Below are 16,363 nucleotides of genomic sequence, written 5' to 3' on the forward strand. Positions count from 1 at the left end.
AGCAATATGCGGCAAATAAAAATTAATAAAAAAAATGCTTTGATAAGGAAAGCTAACCATGTTGCCCGAGCTGAAAATCGCCCAGCTGCGCTACTTTCTGCTGGTCGCCGAACACAAGAGCTTCCACGCCGCGGCCCGCCAGGCGTTTCGCACCCAGCCGGCGATATCGCTGGCGGTGCGCGAGCTGGAGCAGAAGCTGGGCCAGGCGCTGATCGAGAAGGGCGGCGGCCGGGTCGAGCTGACCCCGTTCGGCGCGCATTGCCTGCCGTTGTTTCGCGGGCTCATCGAGCACCATGACCGCATTGCCCGCGAGGCCACCTTGCTGGCCCGCCACGAGATCGGCCAGGTCAGCATCGCCACCGTGCCGTCGGTGGCCAGCCGCATGTTGCCTGGGCCGTTGGCGCGTTTCGTTGCCGAGCACCCGAACGTGCAGGTCAGCATCCAGGACGGCACCGCCGAGCGCGTTCAGCAGTTGTTGGCCCAGGGGCAGGTGGACTTTGCCATCAGCAGCCTGTGGCTGGAGGATGAGCAGCTCGATTTTGCCCCGATCGTCAATGATCAGGTAGGCGTGGTGTGCCGCGCCGACCATCCACTGGCGCAGGCCGGCGATGCCCTGCACTGGTCGCAGTTGCAGGGGGTGCCGATGGTCCGCAACGGTACCTCGCAGCTGCTGGCAGGGACCGAGGCCGAATGCTTGCTGGAGCACAGCCGGCTGTTCGTCTCCAACATGATCTCGCTGATCGCGATGCTGGAGGAGGGAGTGGGCATCAGCACCTTGCCGTACCTGGCGTTCCCCCTGGAGAACGACAAGCTGGCGTTCGTGCCGCTGGTCGAACCCAAGGTGGAGCGGCACATCGGCATGCTGACGCGAAAGGGCCGCAGCCTGTCCCCTGCGGCAGCCGCGTTGCTGGCTTTTTTGCAGGTGCACCTGGCGACGGCGGGGTAATGTGGTGCTCCCCTTCACTTTGCCCCTGTCGGTCGGTTGAACGTTGCCAGGGGAGAGGGCTCATACATGCAAAGGGCACAGCGAGGAGTGTCACCCATGAGCATCGAACGCAGTATCCCCGAGCTTGAAGCCTGGTACGCCCAGTACGACGACATCAGCTACCGCCGCGCGTCGCCGGACGCCTACCACCATGAGCTGGTTCGCACCGCAGAGGCCCTGCGCGACGATGGTGCCATCGACTGGGACGACTGGCTGGCACTCAAGGCGCTGGCCGATGACGCCCATGTCCATGCGCTGGAGGATGCCGTGCAGGCCCACGTGAGCGACCCGGACGCATGAAAGCGCTGAAGATCGCCACGTTCAACATCAATGGTATCCGCAGCCGCCTGCCGGCACTGCTGGCCTGGCTTGAGCGGGAACAGCCGGACATCGCCTGCCTGCAGGAACTCAAGGCACCCGACGCGCAGTTCCCGCGCCAGGCACTGGAGGCGGCCGGCTACGGCTGCCTCTACCAAGGGCAGCCGTCGTGGAACGGTGTGGCGATCCTGGCGCGTGGCAGCGAACCGTTGGAGGTACGGCGCGGCTTGCCCGGCATGGACGATGACGGCCAAAGCCGCTATCTGGAGGCTGCGGTGCATGGCGTGCTGGTGGCCTGCCTGTACCTGCCCAACGGCAACCCGCAGCCTGGGCCGAAGTTCGACTACAAGCTGCGGTGGTTCCAATGCCTGATCGAGCATGCCAAAGGGCTATACGCAAGCGGCCACCCGACGCTGCTGGCGGGCGATTTCAACGTGGTCCCCACCGACCTGGACATCTACAACCCACGCTCATGGCTGAAGGATGCGCTGCTGCAACCCGAGTCGAGAGCGTGCTACCAGCAACTGCTGGACCAGGGCTGGGTCGATGCCATTCGCCATCTGCACCCTGACGAGCGCGTGTACACCTTCTGGGATTACTTCCGTAATCACTGGGCGCGTAATGCCGGGTTGCGCATCGACCACCTGCTGCTCAACCCGGAGCTTGCGCCTTACCTGAAGCGGGCCGGCGTCGACGCCTGGGTGCGTAACGAAGCCAAGGCCAGTGACCACGCGCCGGTCTGGATCGAGGTAGGCGGGCGCAAACAATGACTCACAGCAGCGTGTCCAGGGTGATCGGAAACGCCCTGATGCGCTTGCCAGTGGCGTGGTAGACCGCGTTGGCGACTGCCGCCGCTACCCCGACCACGCCAATTTCTCCCACGCCTTTGGAACCAAGGTCGTTGACGATGTCGTCCTGTTCGTCGACAAATATCACCTCGACATCAGCGATGTCGGCATTGACCGGAATGTGATACTCGGCCAGGTTGTGGTTGAGTATCCGGCCTAGCGCGTGGTCAGTCTGGGCCTGTTCCTGCAAGGCCATGCCCAGGCCCCACACGACACCGCCGAGGATCTGGCTGCGAGCGGTTTTCGGGTTGACCACACGCCCGGCTGCGACGGCGCTGACCACGCGGTTGACCTTGATCGTGCCCAGCGCTTCATCCACCAGGACTTCGACGAACACGGCCGAGTGCGTGGCGGTGGAAAACGGTTCACGCTTCGCGCTCGGCTCTGCATCGATCTGTACTTCGAAGAAGCCTTTTTCCGATGTGGCAGCAATGTCCGAAAGCGCGATGCTCTGTTTGCCGAAATGCAGGTGACCGTCGGCGAAGGTGATTGCCTCCAAGGGCAGGCTGGCCAGTGCCGGGTAGGCCGCGCGGGCGCATTCCAGCACCTTGCTGCGCAGGATCTGGCAGGCCTGCAGGACTGCCGCACCGACGGAGGAGACCGTGAACGAGCCACCCTGCAATGGCGCGGTGGGTAACGAGGAGTCGCCCAGCACGAAGGTCACGTCCGCTATCGGCAGGCCAACTGCGTCGGCGGCGATCTGGGTCATGACCGTGTAGGTGCCAGTACCGATATCGGTCGTCGCGCTGCTGACGGTCAAGTGGCCTTGCGCATCCAGCCGTGCCTTGGCGCTGGCCTTCATCTGCATGGCTTCCCACACGCCACCTGCCATGCCCCAACCGATCAGTTGCCGGCCTTTTCGCATGCTACGGGGTATGGCATTACGGCCGCTCCAGCCGAAGCGCCTGGCGCCTTGGTCGTAGCAGGCCAGCAACGCCTTGCTGGAGTAGGGCTTGCCTTCGTTGCCGTTATGCGCGGTGAAATTGACCCGACGCAATTGCACCGGGTCAAGTTCGAGCGCACAGGCGAGTTCATCCATCGCACATTCCAGGGCAAGTACACCGGAGCCTGCACCGGGGGCACGCATGTCCAGCGGGGTGTACACGTCGAGCGGGGTCAGGCGATAGCTCAGCGCCACGTTATCGCAGCGGTAAAGCATGCCGCTCCACTCCACCAGGTGCTCGGTGAAGTCTTCGAAGCGAGACGTCTGGCCGATCGCGTCATGGGCAACGGCCAGCAAACGGCCGTCGGCATTTGCCCCCAGGCGCAGACGCTGCAGCGTGCGGGGCCGGTAACCAAAGGTGAACATCTGTTGGCGGGTGAGGGTGACCCTGACCGAACGTTTGAGTTGCAATGCGGCCATGACTGCAAGCGGCAACTGGTACTGCGGACGCAACCCTGAGCCAAACGCCCCGCCGACATACGCGGCCAGTACCCGGATGCGGTCCTTGGGCAGCCCGAACACCTTGTGCAGGTAGTCCTGGCAGTTCTGGGTGCCCTGGGTCTTGTCGTGTATCTCAAGCTGATCGCCGGGTTTGTAGAGGACCGTCGAGGCATGAGGTTCCATGGGGTTGTGATGCTCGTTGGCGGTCTGGTAGGTCGCATCGACCTTGACCGGCGCATGGGCGAACTGCCCGGCGAAGTCGCCACGGGGCGCTGGGGTCTCGGCGGGGGCCTTGTGGCTATGCTCGAGGGCGGCCAGCAAGTCGGTCTGGTGTGCCTCCTGGCTGTACTCGATCTTGATCAGGGAGCCTGCGTAGCGGGCCAGTTCGAGGTTTTCGGCAACCACCAGTGCCAGCGGCTGCCCGCTGTACAGCACGCGGTCATTGAACAAAGGGCGAAAAGGCGCGCCTTCGGCCGAGTCTGCATCGCTGTAGTCATCGTCGTAACTGGATACCCGAGGGCGGTGGGCGTGGTCCAGCACGGCAATGACGCCGGTTACCTTCATCGCCTCGCTGCTGTCGATGTGAAGCACCCGGCCGCGGGCGATGGTGCTGCACACGACGCTACCATGCAGCAGCCCGGCTTCGGGGTATTCACCGGCATAGCGAGCCTGCCCGGTGACCTTTGCCACGCCATCGACGCGGTCCAGGGGCTGGCCGACAACAGTTGTAATGCCATTCATGGGGTGGCTCCTGCGTAGGTATTGCCAAAGGCGGCCTCACTGAGCGCACGCACGATGGCCCGCTGTGCGAGGGGGACCTTGAAACCGTTATGGCTCAGCGGCCTGGCACCTTGCAGCAACACGCGGGCGGCCTGGGTGAACAGTGCCTCGGAAGGCGCGTGGCCTTTGAGTACCTGTTCAGCGGTTGCTTCGCGCCAAGGCTTGTGCGCTACCCCGCCGAGTGCCAGACGGGCATCCTCAATGATGCCTCCCTTGATCTTCAGGCCAGCCGCGACCGATACCAGGGCGAAGGCATACGATGCACGGTCGCGAACCTTCAGGTAGCTGCAATGCGCCGCGAAGTCTGGCGGGGGCAACTCGATGGCGACGACAAGTTCATCGTCGCTCAAGTGATTGTCGCGCTCGGGTGCGTCACCCGGCAGGCGGTGGAAGTCTGCGAAGGCGATCTGGCGCTCATCGCGCGGGCCCTGCACGTGTATCACCGCCTCCAGGGCGGCCAGTGCCACGCACATGTCAGAGGGATGGGTGGCGACACAGGCGGCGCTCGCACCGAGGATGGCGTGCATCCGGTTCAGGCCTGTGCGCGCCGGGCAGCCGCTGCCGGGCTCGCGTTTGTTGCACGGCGTGCCGGTGTCGTAGAAGTATTGGCAGCGTGTGCGTTGCAGCAGGTTGCCGCCGGTGGTCGCCATGTTTCTCAATTGCGCTGAGGCGCCTGCCAGGATGGCCTGGGACAGCAGCGGATAGCCCTGTTCGATCAGCGGGTGCCAGGCCAGCTCGCTATTGCTGACCAGTGCACCGATGCGCAAACCGCCGTTTGCCGTCGCTTCGATTGCCTGGAGCGGCAGGCCCGAGATGTCGATCAGGCGCTTGGGCCGTACCACGTTTTCCTTCATCAGGTCGACCAGGTTGGTGCCGCCGGCAATGAACCGGGAGGTTAAATTTGCAAGGTTGATGGCTTCGTTGATAGTGGTGGGTTTGTGGTAGCTGAACGGGTTCATTTGCCTGCCTCCTGCATGAGCGGCAGGGCTTCTTCCACGGCCGCCACGATGTTGCCGTAGGCGCCGCAACGGCACAGGTTGCCGCTCATCTGCTCGCGTATGGCTTCGCGGCTGTCGGCCCGCCCTTCATGCGCAAGGCCGATGGCCGAGCAGATTTGCCCGGGGGTGCAATAGCCGCACTGGAACGCGTCATGGCTGATGAACGCACGCTGCATGGGGTGCAGCTGATCGCCGTTGGCCACGCCTTCGATGGTGACCAGTTCGGCGCCGTCGCACATGACCGCCAGGGTCAGGCAGGCATTCACCCGCCGGCCGTCACGCAACACGGTGCACGCGCCGCACTGGCCGTGGTCGCAGCCTTTCTTGGTGCCGATCAAGTCCAGCTGTTCACGCAGCAGGTCCAGCAGCGTCGTCCACGGCAGGACCTGCAGCGAGCGGGCCTGCCCGTTCAATGTCAGGCTTATGGAGTGCGCCTGGGCGTCCTCGGGAGTGATTGCACGCATGGGAGGTCCTCACGGTGGGTCATTTCTTGCCCGGCAATACCGAGCTGAGCACTTGTTTGGCCGTCTGCACGATCACGCCGGCCTGGTTCGGGTCACCCTGCAGCAGGGTGCTGGCGAACTTCTTCGCCTGTTCCAGTTTGATATGCGGCGGCAGCGGCGGCACGTTGGGGTCGGTCTTGAACTCGATCAGCACTGGCCGGTCGGCGGCCAAGGCCCGTTCCCAGGCGTCGGCGATGTCTTCCTCGCGTTCCACGTAGATGCCCTGCAGCCCGATGGAGATGGCGAACAGGTGGTAGGGCACGTCGGGGATCGACTGCGAGGCTTCGAACTTGGGGTCACCCTCCATTACCCGCTGCTCCCAGGTGACCTGGTTGAGGTCTTCGTTGTTGAACACCGCGCAGATCCACTGCGGGTTGTCCCACTGCTGCCAGTACTTGGCCACGGTGATCAGCTCGGCCAGGTTGCTCATCTGCATGGCGCCATCCCCGACCAGGGCGACCACCGCCCGTTGCGGGTGGGCGAACTTGGCGGCAATCGCATAGGGCACCGCCGCGCCCATGCTGGCCAGGCCACCGGACAGCGAGCACTGCATGCCCTGGCGGATTTGCAGGTCGCGGGCGAACCAGTTGGCGCAGGAGCCAGAATCGCTGCTGATAATGGCATTGTCGGGCAGGCGTGGGGACAGTTCGTAAACCACGCGTTGCGGGTTGATCGGCTCGGCCTTGACCAAGGCGCGCTTTTCCAGGGTCTTGTCCCAGTGCGCCCGCCAGCTTTCGACCTTGTCACGCCAGCGCCGGTCCGCCTTGTGCTCCAGCAGTGGCAGCAACGCGTGCAGGGTTTGCGCAGCGTCGCCCACCAGGTTCACTTCCATCGGGTAGCGCAGGCTGAGCATGTCCGGTTGCAGGTCGATCTGCACCCCGCGGGCCTGGCCTTCCTTGGGCAGGAATTCGGCATAGGGGAAGCCTGAGCCGATCATCAGCAAGGTGTCGCATTCGTTCATCAGCTGGTAGCTGGGTTCGGTGCCGAGCAGGCCGATGGAGCCGGTGACCCAGGGCAGGTCATCAGGCAGCACGGCCTTGCCCAGCAGCGCCTTGGCCACGCCTGCGCCGAGTTTTTCCGCGAGCGCAATGACCTGCTCGGTAGCCTGCAGCGCGCCGGCCCCAACCAGTATCGCCACCTTGCGCCCAGCGTTGAGCACGTCGGCGGCGCGCTGCAGGTCCTCGCCGAAGGGGACAACCTTGGGCTTGCTGTAGCCGATGCCGGAATGCACCGTGCCATGGGCTCTGGGCGGCTCGCTGTAGGGCAGGTCCTGCAGGTCGTTGGGCAGGATGATTGCGGTGACGCGGCGCTCGCCGACAGCCGTGCGCACGGCGCGGTCGAGCAGGTGGCGCACTTGCTCGGGCGTAGAGGCCTGCTGGACGAAGGCACCGGCCACATCCTTGAACATCGACAGCAGGTCGAGTTCTTGCTGGTAGTGCCCGCCAAGCGCGGCGCGCGCCTGCTGGCCGACGATGGCCAGCACCGGCTGGTGGTCCATGCGCGCATCGGACAGGCCGGTAAGCAGGTGCGAGGCACCGGGGCCGGAGGTGGCGATGCAGACACCCAGTTCGCCCGTGAACTTGGCGTGGGCGCTGGCCATGAACGCGGCCATTTCTTCATGGCGGGCCTGGATGAACTCGATCTTGCCGTTGGCCCGGCTCAGGGCGCCGAACACGCCATTGATGCCATCGCCGGGGTAGCCAAAGATGCGCCGCACGCCCCATTGATACAAGCGCTCCACCAGAAAGTCGCCTACCGTGCCAGTCATTGCCTTCTCCCGGAATGTCCTTGATAGGGGTCTGGACTTGGCTGGGTTTGGGAAAGTTTCAACGGTGTTCGCGTCTGTCGGCTGACCGGAACCTCGTCAGGCTCGCCGGCTTCCCAGGCACATCGACTACCGGACGAGGATGAACGCAGATGAGTGATATCGATACCACCAGCGGCAACTTGCAGACCTTGCTTTTTGAAGATGACGGGGCCACGCCCAACAACCGTTTTCCGGTACTGCTGTACCGCTTTCAGCTAGACCCTGCAGATGACAATGCCAGCGCGTTCGAAGCGCTGTTCTCGGCACACCAGTGGACGCCCCTGTGGCGTGCTGGCATTTTCGACTACCACCATTATCACCCCAACGCCCACGAGGCCTTGGGCGTCGCCAGTGGCCATGCGCAGGTTACCCTTGGCGGCGAAGCGGGGCAGACGCTGAGTGTCAAAGCGGGCGATGTGCTGGTATTGCCGGCGGGTACCGGTCATCGCTGCGTCGAAGCCAGCGATGACTTTCTGGTGGTCGGCGCCTATCCGCACGGGCAGGAAGCGTACGACATCCAGCGTCCGGATCGTGCATCGCACCAACAGGCGCTGGCGCGCATCGCTGCAGTACCCGTCCCCGCGCAGGACCCGGCCACAGGCATGCAGATGACCCACTGGCATAACCGAACAGCAAGCGACTGATGGCGCACTGTAATCTTGGCAGCCTGGTCGGTGTGACCGGTTCTCTCAAACCCACTCGACCCGGTCGGCCAGCCGGCTGGCTCGCTGCATCAGCACTTCGGCCGGCGTCGCGTTGCTGATCGCCAGGCGCAGGCGCCCGAGGCAGCGGCCTTGAATAGGCTCGATAGAGGCCGAATGCAGGCTCACACCTTCGCCCAGTGCCGCGCTGATAGCCGGCAGGTCGGGCTGCAATTGCTGGTTGCCGGTGTAATGCAGGTCGATGTAGCGGCGGCCAGGGGCAGTGGCCTTGTGCGGCAGGGCAGCATCGCTCAGCAGGATGCGGCTGACAGGGTGTTGGGGGTTGCCGAACACTTGCCACACCTCACCGGCCTCGACGATACGGCCTTGTTCCAGCACCGCCACGCGGTCACACAGGTCGCGTATCACCTGCATTTCGTGGGTGATCAGGACGATGGTCAGGCCCAGCCGCTGGTTGATGTCGCGCAACAGTTCAAGCACCGACTCGGTACTTTGCGGGTCGAGAGCCGAGGTGGCCTCGTCGCACAGCAGGATCTGGGGTTGCAACACCAGCGCCCGGGCAATGCCCACGCGCTGCTTCTGGCCGCCTGACAGCTGGGCCGGGTAGTCCCCGGCGCGACCTGCCAGGCCGACCAGTTGCAACAGTTCCTGCACCCGGGCGGTGCGCTGCGCGCGCGGCACGCCGGCCATGCGCAGCGGTAGTTCGACATTCTCCCCGACGGTGCTGTTGGCCAGCAGGTTGAAGTGCTGGAAGATCATCGCCACCTTGCGCCGCAAGGTCTGCAGGGGCTTGCCCTGCAGCCCGGCAATGTCCTGGCCGTCGATCAGCACCTGGCCAGCGCTGGGGGCCTCCAGGCGGTTGAGCAGGCGCAACAGCGAGGACTTGCCCGCGCCACTGCGGCCAATGATGCCGAACACCTCGCCGCGGCGTATCTCCAGGTCGATGGCATCCAGCGCACTGACCCCGCCATAGCGCTTGTGGATGCCCTGCAGTCGCAAGTGGGCCTGGGCTGGCTGGAGCTGTTGCTGAAAGCGGCTCATGGCTCAGAACCCCGGGGCGATCTGGCCCTTGTAGCGGGTCAGGATGAAATTGCGTACTTCTGGCGAATTGAGCGCCTTGGCCAGTTTCTGGATGCCCGGGTCCTGGAGGTTGTCGGGGCGGGCAACCAGGTATTCGACGTACAGGTCCTTACCTTTTTCGACGATCAGCGCGCTGTTGGTATCGATACCGGCCTCCAGTGCGTAGTTGGCGAAGACGAAGGCCAGGTCTACCTGCTTGACCGAGCGGGCCAGCATGGCGCCTTCCAGCTCGCGGATCTTCAGGTGGCGCGGGTTGTCGATGATGTCGCGCTGGGTCGATTGCGGGTTGCTCGGATCCTTGAGTTTGAGCAACCCAGCCTCGGCCAGCAGCACCAGGGCGCGGCCGGTATTCACCGGGTCGTTGGGGATGGCTACGCTGGCGCCCTCGGGCAGCTCGGCCAGGGTCTTGTACTTGGCCGAATAGGCACCGAACGGCTCGATGTGCACGCCGACCACCGGGACCAGGTCGGTATGCCGGGTCTGGTTGAAGTCGTTGAGGAACGGCCGGTATTGGTAGTAGTTGGCATCCAGGTGCTTTTGCGCCAGTTGCAGGTTGGGCTGGATGAAGTCGTTGAACACCTTGATGTCGAGGTCCACGCCTTCCTTGGCCAGGGCCGGTTTGACGAATTCGAGGATCTCGGCGTGGGGCACCGGTGTGGCACCCACGACCAGGTGTTCGGCGGCCTGGGCGCTGAAGGCGATGAAGGCGGCGAGGGCAGTGAAGGTCTTTCTCATGATGGCAATACCTTGAGGGGAGTCAGCGTCGGGTGAAATGTCTTACCAGGCGGTCGCCGCTCATCTGCAGCACCTGCACCAGCAGGATCAGCAGCAGCACGGTGACCACCATCACATCGGTCTGGAAGCGCTGGTAGCCGAAGCGGATCGCCAGGTCGCCGAGGCCGCCGCCGCCGATCACGCCGGCCATGGCGGTATAGTCGACCAGCACGATGGCGGTGACCGTGACGGCCGCAATCAGCCCGGTGCGCGCTTCGGGCAGCAGGGTGTAGCGGATGATCTGGGCGATGCTGCCGCCCATGGCCTGGCTGGCTTCCACCAGGCCGCGGTCGACTTCGCGCAGGGCGGTTTCCACCAGGCGCGCGAAGAACGGCGTGCAACCGACTACCAGCGGCGGGATGGTGCCCTTGACCCCGAGCGAGGTGCCGGTCAGCAGCGTGGTCACCGGGATCAGCACGATCAGCAGGATGATGAACGGTAGCGAACGCAGCACGTTGACCACCACGGAAAGACTACGGTAGAGCGGCCCGTTGGCCAGCAGTTGGCGTTGCCCGGTGAGGTACAGCAACACCCCCAGGGGCAGCCCGAACAGCACGGTGAAGCCCAGGGCCGCGCCCAGCATGCTCAAGGTATCGAGGCAGGCCTGGGCGATTTCCGCCCAGTCAAGGTTGCTCAGCAGTTCGTTCATCGGCGAGCCTCACGGCGCAGGGCGGCAACCGGGTGCGACCCGCCCAGGCGGTCACCGCGGCCGAACAGCTTGTGGCGCAACGTGCCGGGTTGGTAGGCACGCTTGAACAGCCCGCGGGCTTGCAGTTCTGGCACCAGCAGGTCGACCACCGCTTCGAAGGTTTCCGGCGCGACCACGCTGGCCAGGTTGAAGCCGTCGACATCGGTTTCCTCCACCCACTCCTGCAATTGATCGGCCACGGTCTGTGCCGAGCCCACCAGCACCGGGCCGTCACCACCGATGGCGCAGTATTCGGCAATTTCGGCAGTGGTCCAGGTGCGTGTCGGGTCGGCACGGGTGAAGGCTTCCACGGCGGACTGGATGGCGTCGCTGGGCACGTCGCGCAGCACCTGGTCGGGCGCGTATTCGGCGAAGTCGATACCGGTCCAGCCCGACATCAGTGCCAAGGCGCCGCTGGCGCTGGCGTACTGGCGATACTCCTCGAGCAGGGCCAGGGCCTGCTGGTCGGTGGGCGCGACGATGACCGTCAGTTGTTCGAGGATCTGTACCTCATCGGCTGCGCGGCCGCTGGCAGCCACCGCCGCGCGCAGTTCGGCCACCTGCTTGCGCAGCACCGCCTTGCTGGGTGCGGCGACGAACACGCACTCGGCATTGGCGGCGGCGAAGGCACGGCCGCGGCTCGATGCGCCGGCCTGGTAGATCACTGGCGAGCGTTGCGGCGAGGGTTCGCTCAAGTGAAAACCCGGCACCTTGAACCAGCTGCCCTGGTGGTCGATGCCATGGACCTTGCGCGGGTCGACATACACCCCGGTTTCCCGGTTGGCCTGGACCGCATCATCGTCCCAGCTGGTTTCCCAGAGTTTGTAGCAGACCTGCAGGTATTCCTCGGCCAGGGCATAACGCTGATCGTGGCTGAGGGGCGGCTGCCCCAGGTTACGCGCGCCGCTGGCGAGGTAAGAGGTGACGATGTTCCAGCCGGCGCGCCCCTGGGTCAGGTGATCGAGGGTGCTCATGCGCCGGGCGAACGGGTAGGGGTGTTCGAACGACACCGACGCGGTCACGCCGAAACCCAGGTGGCGGGTGGCCGCGGCCATGGCGGGCACCAGCTGCAAGGGGTCGTTGACCGGTACCTGGGCGGCGTTGCGCAAGGCCGCGTCGGCATTGCCGCCAAACACGTCATACACGCCCAGCACGTCGGCGATGAACAGGCCATCGATGCAGCCCCGCTCCAGGGTCTTGGCAAGCGCTACCCAATAATGGATATCGGTGTAGCGGGTGGCCTGGTCCCGTGGGTGGCGCCAGAGCCCGGGCGAAAGGTGGCCGACGGTGTTCATGGCAAAGGCATTGAGGCGGATCTGCTTGGTCATGGTCGGGCAGCCTCAGTTCCAGTCATGGCGGGCAGGCTTGATGCCGTTCAAGGCCCAGTTGCCGACCAGGTGATATTTCCAGCGCACCGGGTCGTGCAGGGTATGCACCCGGGCGTTGCGCCAGTGGCGGTCGAAGTTGTGCCGAGTCAGCGACGAGCGCGTGCCGCCCAGTTCGAACAGGCGGTTGCTGGCTTCGATGGCCACCTCGGTGGTGAGCACCTTGGCCTTGGCCACGGCCACCGAGGCCAAGGCCACGTTGTCTTCATCCGGTGCCGGTCTGGCCGCATCCAGCGCCAGGCCCGCGCGTTCCAGCAGCGCCTCGGCCGCTTCCTGGCGGATTTCCAGTGAGCCGACCTGGATGATGGTCAGTGGGTCTTCGCTGGCCTTTTCGACCTTGGCATCGATCCACGGGCGGGCGTGCTGGCGCACGAAGGCAATGGTGTCGTCCAGTGCCGCACGGCCGATGCCGGCATCGATGGCGGCGGTGGTCAGCTGGGCGAAGGGGCCTGCCAGGGTCGGGCTCTCGTAGGAGCGGTAGCTGGGGAACAGGTTGAATGCCGCTACCCGCAGGCCATCGAGCAGCACGGTGCCGCTGGAGGTGGTGCGTTGGCCCATGCTGCTCCAGTCGTCGACGATCACCAGGCCTGGCGTGCCACGTTCGACGAATGCCAGCTGCGCACGGTCCTGCTCATCCAGCGCCAGTACCCCGATCCAGTGGGCGTACAACGAGCCGGTGCAGTAGCCTTTGCGTCCATCGATGCGAAAGCCGTCGCCTTCGGCCACCAGTCGGGTGCTGATGTCCTGGACGGTCTTGCCGCCGGTTTCCGACAGGGCATTGGCAAAGCGATGGCCCTGCAGCACCAGGCCGAAGAAGTGGCGTTGCTGTTCGGGGGTGCCTTGCAGGCGGATGTCTTCGAGCAGGCAGTAATGATTCTGCGGAATTTGCCCCAACGACGGATCAGCGGCCGAGACGATGGCGATGACCTGGGCGAGCGTGGCGAACGAGACCTCGGCACCGCCATAGGCGCGTGGCACGGTGATGCCCCACAGCCCGCTGTTGGAGAAGGCGTCGACAATGTCTGCCGGCACTTCGCGCTGTCGATCACGTTCGGCTGCGCCTTCGCGCAGCAGTGCCGCGACCTGGTGGGCGACGGCGATCGCTTCGGCGTCGTCGTGGATGATGTGCGCTGCGGGGCGGCGGATATCGTAGGCAGCAGAGAGGATTTCGCTAGGCATGGACAACTCGATGTGTAGTCGGACGACTTCACATTGCAGCTGTTGTGCCAGCCCCTGTTACCCAGCAAATCCGCGGGTTGCAGCTGACTGATGCTGATTATTCCTGTGTAAAAGCACTGACAACTGTTGCTGAGGTGTTTGCCCGGCAACAGTGGCATGGTCGGGTTCACTTGTGCAGTGCTTGCACCAGCTCTGCCTTGGTCATCTTCGAGCGTCCCTTGATGCCTTTGCTGCGCGCCTCCTTGAGCAGGCTGTCTTTGGTCTGGCTTTGCAGCGAGGTGCTCGATGTGCGGGCATGACCTTCGCGTGACTTGGCTGCTCGCTTGGCCGCGTCCGAGCGGGCGGTTTTCTGCTCGGCAGATGAGGTCTTGCTGCCCGAACCGCTCGACTTCTCGCCACCCCCGGACTGCTTGTTGACGGTGGCCCAGGCGCGCGCCTCGGCTTCATCCTTCGGCACGCCCTTATGCTCGTAGCTCTCCTCGATGTGCTCGGCCTTGCGCTTCTGCTTGTCGGTGTATTTGTCCTTGTCGCCGCGTGGCATGGCAGTCACTCCTGCAGGGTGTGTATGCACGGTTGAAGGCGCTGGGTGCGTGGAGTGCCATCGAATGGACGGGCGGCGTGCTCACGGCTCGCTGATCTGCGACAGCGGCCTGGCCACGTGTTCCAGCGAACGCCGCTCGGCCGCCACGCCCCAGATTGCCTGGGTCAGGCCGGCGATGATCATCAGCGCCGCGCCAATCAGGTAACCGCACAGCACGTTGCTGCGCTCGCCGCTTTCGATCAGCGCACCGAACAAGGTTGGCCCGATCAGGCCACCCAGACCGGTACCGAAGGCATAGAACACGGCAATGGCCAGGGCGCGGATTTCCAGCGGAAAGGTCTCCGCCACCGTGAGGTAGGCCGAACTGGCCGCCGCCGAGGCGAAGAAAAAGATCACCATCCAGGCGATGGTCTGCTGGGTAACGTCGATCAGTTCCTGTTGGAACAGGTAGCCGCTGACGGCCAGCAGCACGCCCGAGACCAGGTAGGTCGAGCTGATCATGATGCGTCGGCCGACCACGTCGAACAGCCTGCCCAGCAGCAGCGGGCCGCAGAAGTTGCCCAGGGCGAAGGGCAGGATGTACCAGCCCACCTTGGCCGCTGGTACCCCGTAGAAGTCGGTCAGCACCAGCGCATAGGTAAAGAAGATCGCGTTATAGAAGAATGCCTGGGCGGTAAGCAAGGTCAGGCCTACCAGTGCGCGGCGCCGATGCTCGACGAACAGGCTGTGGAACACCTCGCGCAATGGCGTATGGTCGCGGGCGCGCAGGCGCAGGGGAGGGGCCTGCAGTGGTGGGATCGCGATGCCGCGCGCATGGTAATGGCGTTCGATGCCGGCGACGATGCGCTCTGCGTGTGCCGGCTGGTTGTGGATCATCAGCCAGCGCGGGCTTTCGGGGATCCACAGGCGCATCAGCATGATCAGCAAGCCCAGCACCGCGCCGATGCCGAAGCACAGGCGCCAGCCCAGATCGCCACCGACGACTATCGGGTCGAGCAGGACCACGGCACCAAGCGCACCGAGCGCTGCGCCGATCCAGAAGGTACCGTTGATGGTCAGGTCGACCCAGCCGCGATAGCGTGCCGGGGTGAATTCCTGGATAGTCGAGTTGATCGCCGTGTACTCGCCGCCGATGCCGGCGCCGGTGAGGAAGCGGAACAGCAGGAAGCTCCACAGGTTCCAGGAGAACGCGGTCGCTGCCGTGGCGCCGATGTACAGGAACAAAGTGATGAAGAACAGCCTGCGCCGCCCGAGGCGGTCCGTCAGCCAGCCGAAGAACAGCGCACCCAGGACCGCACCGGCGATATAGGTCGCGCCTGCCAGGCCGATGTCGGTGTTGCTCAGGTGCAGCGCAGGGCTGGCCTTGAGCGCGCCGGCCACCGAGCCCGCCAGGGTGACTTCCAGGCCGTCGAGCAGCCAGGTGATGCCCAGTGCCAGTACCAGCAGGGTGTGAAAGCGCGTCCACGGCAGGCGGTCGAGGCGAGCGGGGATGTCGGTGCTGTACAGGCGCTCCTGGGCAGCGCCGGTCTGCTGCAAGGCTTGTGTCGTCACTGCAATGCCTTCATTCAACCGTCCGATTGCTCTTCTGGCGGAACCTGCTCCTCTGGCCAGTCTGGAGCTTCCTGTTGCGGTTGCGGTTCTGGCTTGGGCACGGGCTCGCCCGGATTGTGCGGCACTTCGTCGACATACGGGTCAGGGTGGTTGGGGTCGATCATGGCCTGTCTCCTGAAAGGATGGTTACCTCCTGTTAGGGCGTGCAGGTGCGTTGGCTGTTCAATCCGATTCGCCAGTGGCTGCGATGGTGTTTGCACTGGAGCGAGTGGGTCAAACGTGATTTGTTCTGTAGGCCAGCGGCGAAGGCTGAGATAATGAAGGCCAATCACAAGGGCCATGCCATGCTGTCCATCTCCAATAACGTGCATCTGCCAGATGCCGAGATCGAACTGACTTACATCCGCGCGCAAGGCGCAGGCGGGCAGAATGTCAACAAGGTGTCCAGCGCTGTGCACCTGCGGTTCGACATTCGCGCCTCGTCGCTGCCCGAGTTTTACAAGGAGCGGCTGCTGGCGCTGCGTGACAGCCGCATCACCGGCGATGGCGTGCTGATCATCAAGGCCCAACAGTACCGCACCCAGGAGCAGAACCGCGCTGACGCATTGGCGCGTCTTGCCGAGTTGATCATCACTGCGGGCAAGGTCGAGAAGAAACGCCGGCCAACCAAGCCGACTCTGGGCTCGAAGACACGCCGGCTTGAAGGAAAAGCCAGGCGCAGTGATGTCAAGGCGGGGCGGGGAAAGGTGGAGTTCTAGAGTGAACCCGTTTTAACTGAGAGATGCATGCCTTGAGGTCTTCAGCGCCTGTGAGATCGAGCGCCGCCCGCGCGGCGCATCGCGAGCAAGCTCGCTCCTACATTTGTTGCAACGTGGCCATG

General features: G+C 64.4%; 17 protein-coding genes. 5 read left to right on the plus strand and 12 right to left on the minus strand.

Annotated features, from left to right (window positions below; translation table 11 throughout):
- The first annotated feature begins 58 nt into the window (after nucleotides 1-58).
- The 3 genes from F6X59_RS12440 (at nucleotide 59) to xth (ending at nucleotide 2,073) form a co-directional block, all read left to right on the plus strand.
- Nucleotides 59-946 carry a LysR family transcriptional regulator gene (locus F6X59_RS12440; protein ID WP_152956513.1) on the plus strand — a complete coding sequence of 296 codons (888 nt, stop codon included), beginning with the start codon at nucleotides 59-61 and terminating at the stop codon, nucleotides 944-946.
- A gap of 96 nt (nucleotides 947-1,042) precedes the next feature.
- Nucleotides 1,043-1,285, plus strand: a complete 243-nt coding sequence (locus F6X59_RS12445; protein WP_152956514.1) for a hypothetical protein — start codon at nucleotides 1,043-1,045, stop codon at nucleotides 1,283-1,285.
- On the plus strand, nucleotides 1,282-2,073 hold the full coding sequence (gene xth / locus F6X59_RS12450; RefSeq protein WP_152956515.1) for an exodeoxyribonuclease III: 792 nt from the start codon (nucleotides 1,282-1,284) through the stop codon (nucleotides 2,071-2,073). Before F6X59_RS12445 ends, xth begins: the two co-directional genes overlap by 4 nt.
- Nucleotide 2,074: 1 nt before the next feature.
- Here xth and F6X59_RS12455 read toward each other — a convergent pair whose 3' ends face one another.
- From F6X59_RS12455 to F6X59_RS12470, 4 genes are read right to left on the minus strand one after another with little or no spacing between them, the layout of a single operon-like run.
- Nucleotides 2,075-4,276 (minus strand): xanthine dehydrogenase family protein molybdopterin-binding subunit, encoded by a 2,202-nt coding sequence (locus F6X59_RS12455; protein WP_152956516.1) that lies wholly within the window; start codon nucleotides 4,274-4,276, stop codon nucleotides 2,075-2,077.
- On the minus strand, nucleotides 4,273-5,274 hold the full coding sequence (locus F6X59_RS12460) for a xanthine dehydrogenase family protein subunit M (protein ID WP_152956517.1): 1,002 nt from the start codon (nucleotides 5,272-5,274) through the stop codon (nucleotides 4,273-4,275). The genes F6X59_RS12455 and F6X59_RS12460 overlap by 4 nt, the downstream gene beginning before the upstream one ends.
- The gene (locus F6X59_RS12465) at nucleotides 5,271-5,777 is read right to left on the minus strand and encodes a (2Fe-2S)-binding protein (RefSeq protein WP_152956518.1); all 507 of its coding nucleotides are present in this window, start codon (nucleotides 5,775-5,777) and stop codon (nucleotides 5,271-5,273) included. Before F6X59_RS12465 ends, F6X59_RS12460 begins: the two co-directional genes overlap by 4 nt.
- 19 nt (nucleotides 5,778-5,796) lie before the next feature.
- On the minus strand, nucleotides 5,797-7,584 hold the full coding sequence (locus tag F6X59_RS12470) for a thiamine pyrophosphate-requiring protein (RefSeq protein WP_152956519.1): 1,788 nt from the start codon (nucleotides 7,582-7,584) through the stop codon (nucleotides 5,797-5,799).
- A gap of 149 nt (nucleotides 7,585-7,733) precedes the next feature.
- Here F6X59_RS12470 and F6X59_RS12475 point away from each other — a divergent pair, with 149 nt between their 5' ends.
- Nucleotides 7,734-8,267, plus strand: a complete 534-nt coding sequence (locus F6X59_RS12475; RefSeq protein ID WP_152956520.1) for a cupin domain-containing protein — start codon at nucleotides 7,734-7,736, stop codon at nucleotides 8,265-8,267.
- Nucleotides 8,268-8,312: 45 nt separating this feature from the next.
- Here the strand turns inward: F6X59_RS12475 and F6X59_RS12480 are convergent, their stop codons facing one another.
- The 8 genes from F6X59_RS12480 to F6X59_RS12515 form a co-directional block, all read right to left on the minus strand.
- Nucleotides 8,313-9,326, minus strand: a complete 1,014-nt coding sequence (locus F6X59_RS12480; RefSeq protein WP_152956521.1) for a methionine ABC transporter ATP-binding protein — start codon at nucleotides 9,324-9,326, stop codon at nucleotides 8,313-8,315.
- A 3-nt stretch (nucleotides 9,327-9,329) separates the two neighbouring features.
- Nucleotides 9,330-10,100, minus strand: coding sequence for a MetQ/NlpA family ABC transporter substrate-binding protein (locus F6X59_RS12485; protein WP_152956522.1), 771 nt, complete (start codon nucleotides 10,098-10,100; stop codon nucleotides 9,330-9,332).
- A 22-nt stretch (nucleotides 10,101-10,122) separates the two neighbouring features.
- On the minus strand, nucleotides 10,123-10,788 hold the full coding sequence (locus F6X59_RS12490; protein ID WP_152956523.1) for a methionine ABC transporter permease: 666 nt from the start codon (nucleotides 10,786-10,788) through the stop codon (nucleotides 10,123-10,125).
- On the minus strand, nucleotides 10,785-12,155 hold the full coding sequence (locus tag F6X59_RS12495; protein WP_152956524.1) for an LLM class flavin-dependent oxidoreductase: 1,371 nt from the start codon (nucleotides 12,153-12,155) through the stop codon (nucleotides 10,785-10,787). Before F6X59_RS12495 ends, F6X59_RS12490 begins: the two co-directional genes overlap by 4 nt.
- 12 nt (nucleotides 12,156-12,167) lie before the next feature.
- Complete coding sequence (locus F6X59_RS12500; RefSeq protein WP_152956525.1) at nucleotides 12,168-13,391, minus strand: SfnB family sulfur acquisition oxidoreductase; 1,224 nt, start codon at nucleotides 13,389-13,391, stop codon at nucleotides 12,168-12,170.
- A gap of 166 nt (nucleotides 13,392-13,557) precedes the next feature.
- The gene (locus tag F6X59_RS12505; protein WP_152956526.1) at nucleotides 13,558-13,932 is read right to left on the minus strand and encodes a termination factor Rho; all 375 of its coding nucleotides are present in this window, start codon (nucleotides 13,930-13,932) and stop codon (nucleotides 13,558-13,560) included.
- A gap of 81 nt (nucleotides 13,933-14,013) precedes the next feature.
- On the minus strand, nucleotides 14,014-15,483 hold the full coding sequence (locus F6X59_RS12510; RefSeq protein ID WP_372240372.1) for an MFS transporter: 1,470 nt from the start codon (nucleotides 15,481-15,483) through the stop codon (nucleotides 14,014-14,016).
- A 14-nt stretch (nucleotides 15,484-15,497) separates the two neighbouring features.
- Complete coding sequence (locus F6X59_RS12515; protein WP_152956527.1) at nucleotides 15,498-15,647, minus strand: hypothetical protein; 150 nt, start codon at nucleotides 15,645-15,647, stop codon at nucleotides 15,498-15,500.
- A 180-nt stretch (nucleotides 15,648-15,827) separates the two neighbouring features.
- Between F6X59_RS12515 and arfB the strand changes: the two genes are divergently transcribed.
- The gene (arfB, locus tag F6X59_RS12520; RefSeq protein WP_152956534.1) at nucleotides 15,828-16,241 is read left to right on the plus strand and encodes an alternative ribosome rescue aminoacyl-tRNA hydrolase ArfB; all 414 of its coding nucleotides are present in this window, start codon (nucleotides 15,828-15,830) and stop codon (nucleotides 16,239-16,241) included.
- Nucleotides 16,242-16,363 lie beyond the last annotated feature (122 nt).

The organism is Pseudomonas sp. MN1F (assembly GCF_009391885.1).
In the GTDB taxonomy this organism is placed as follows: Bacteria; Pseudomonadota; Gammaproteobacteria; order Pseudomonadales; family Pseudomonadaceae; genus Aquipseudomonas.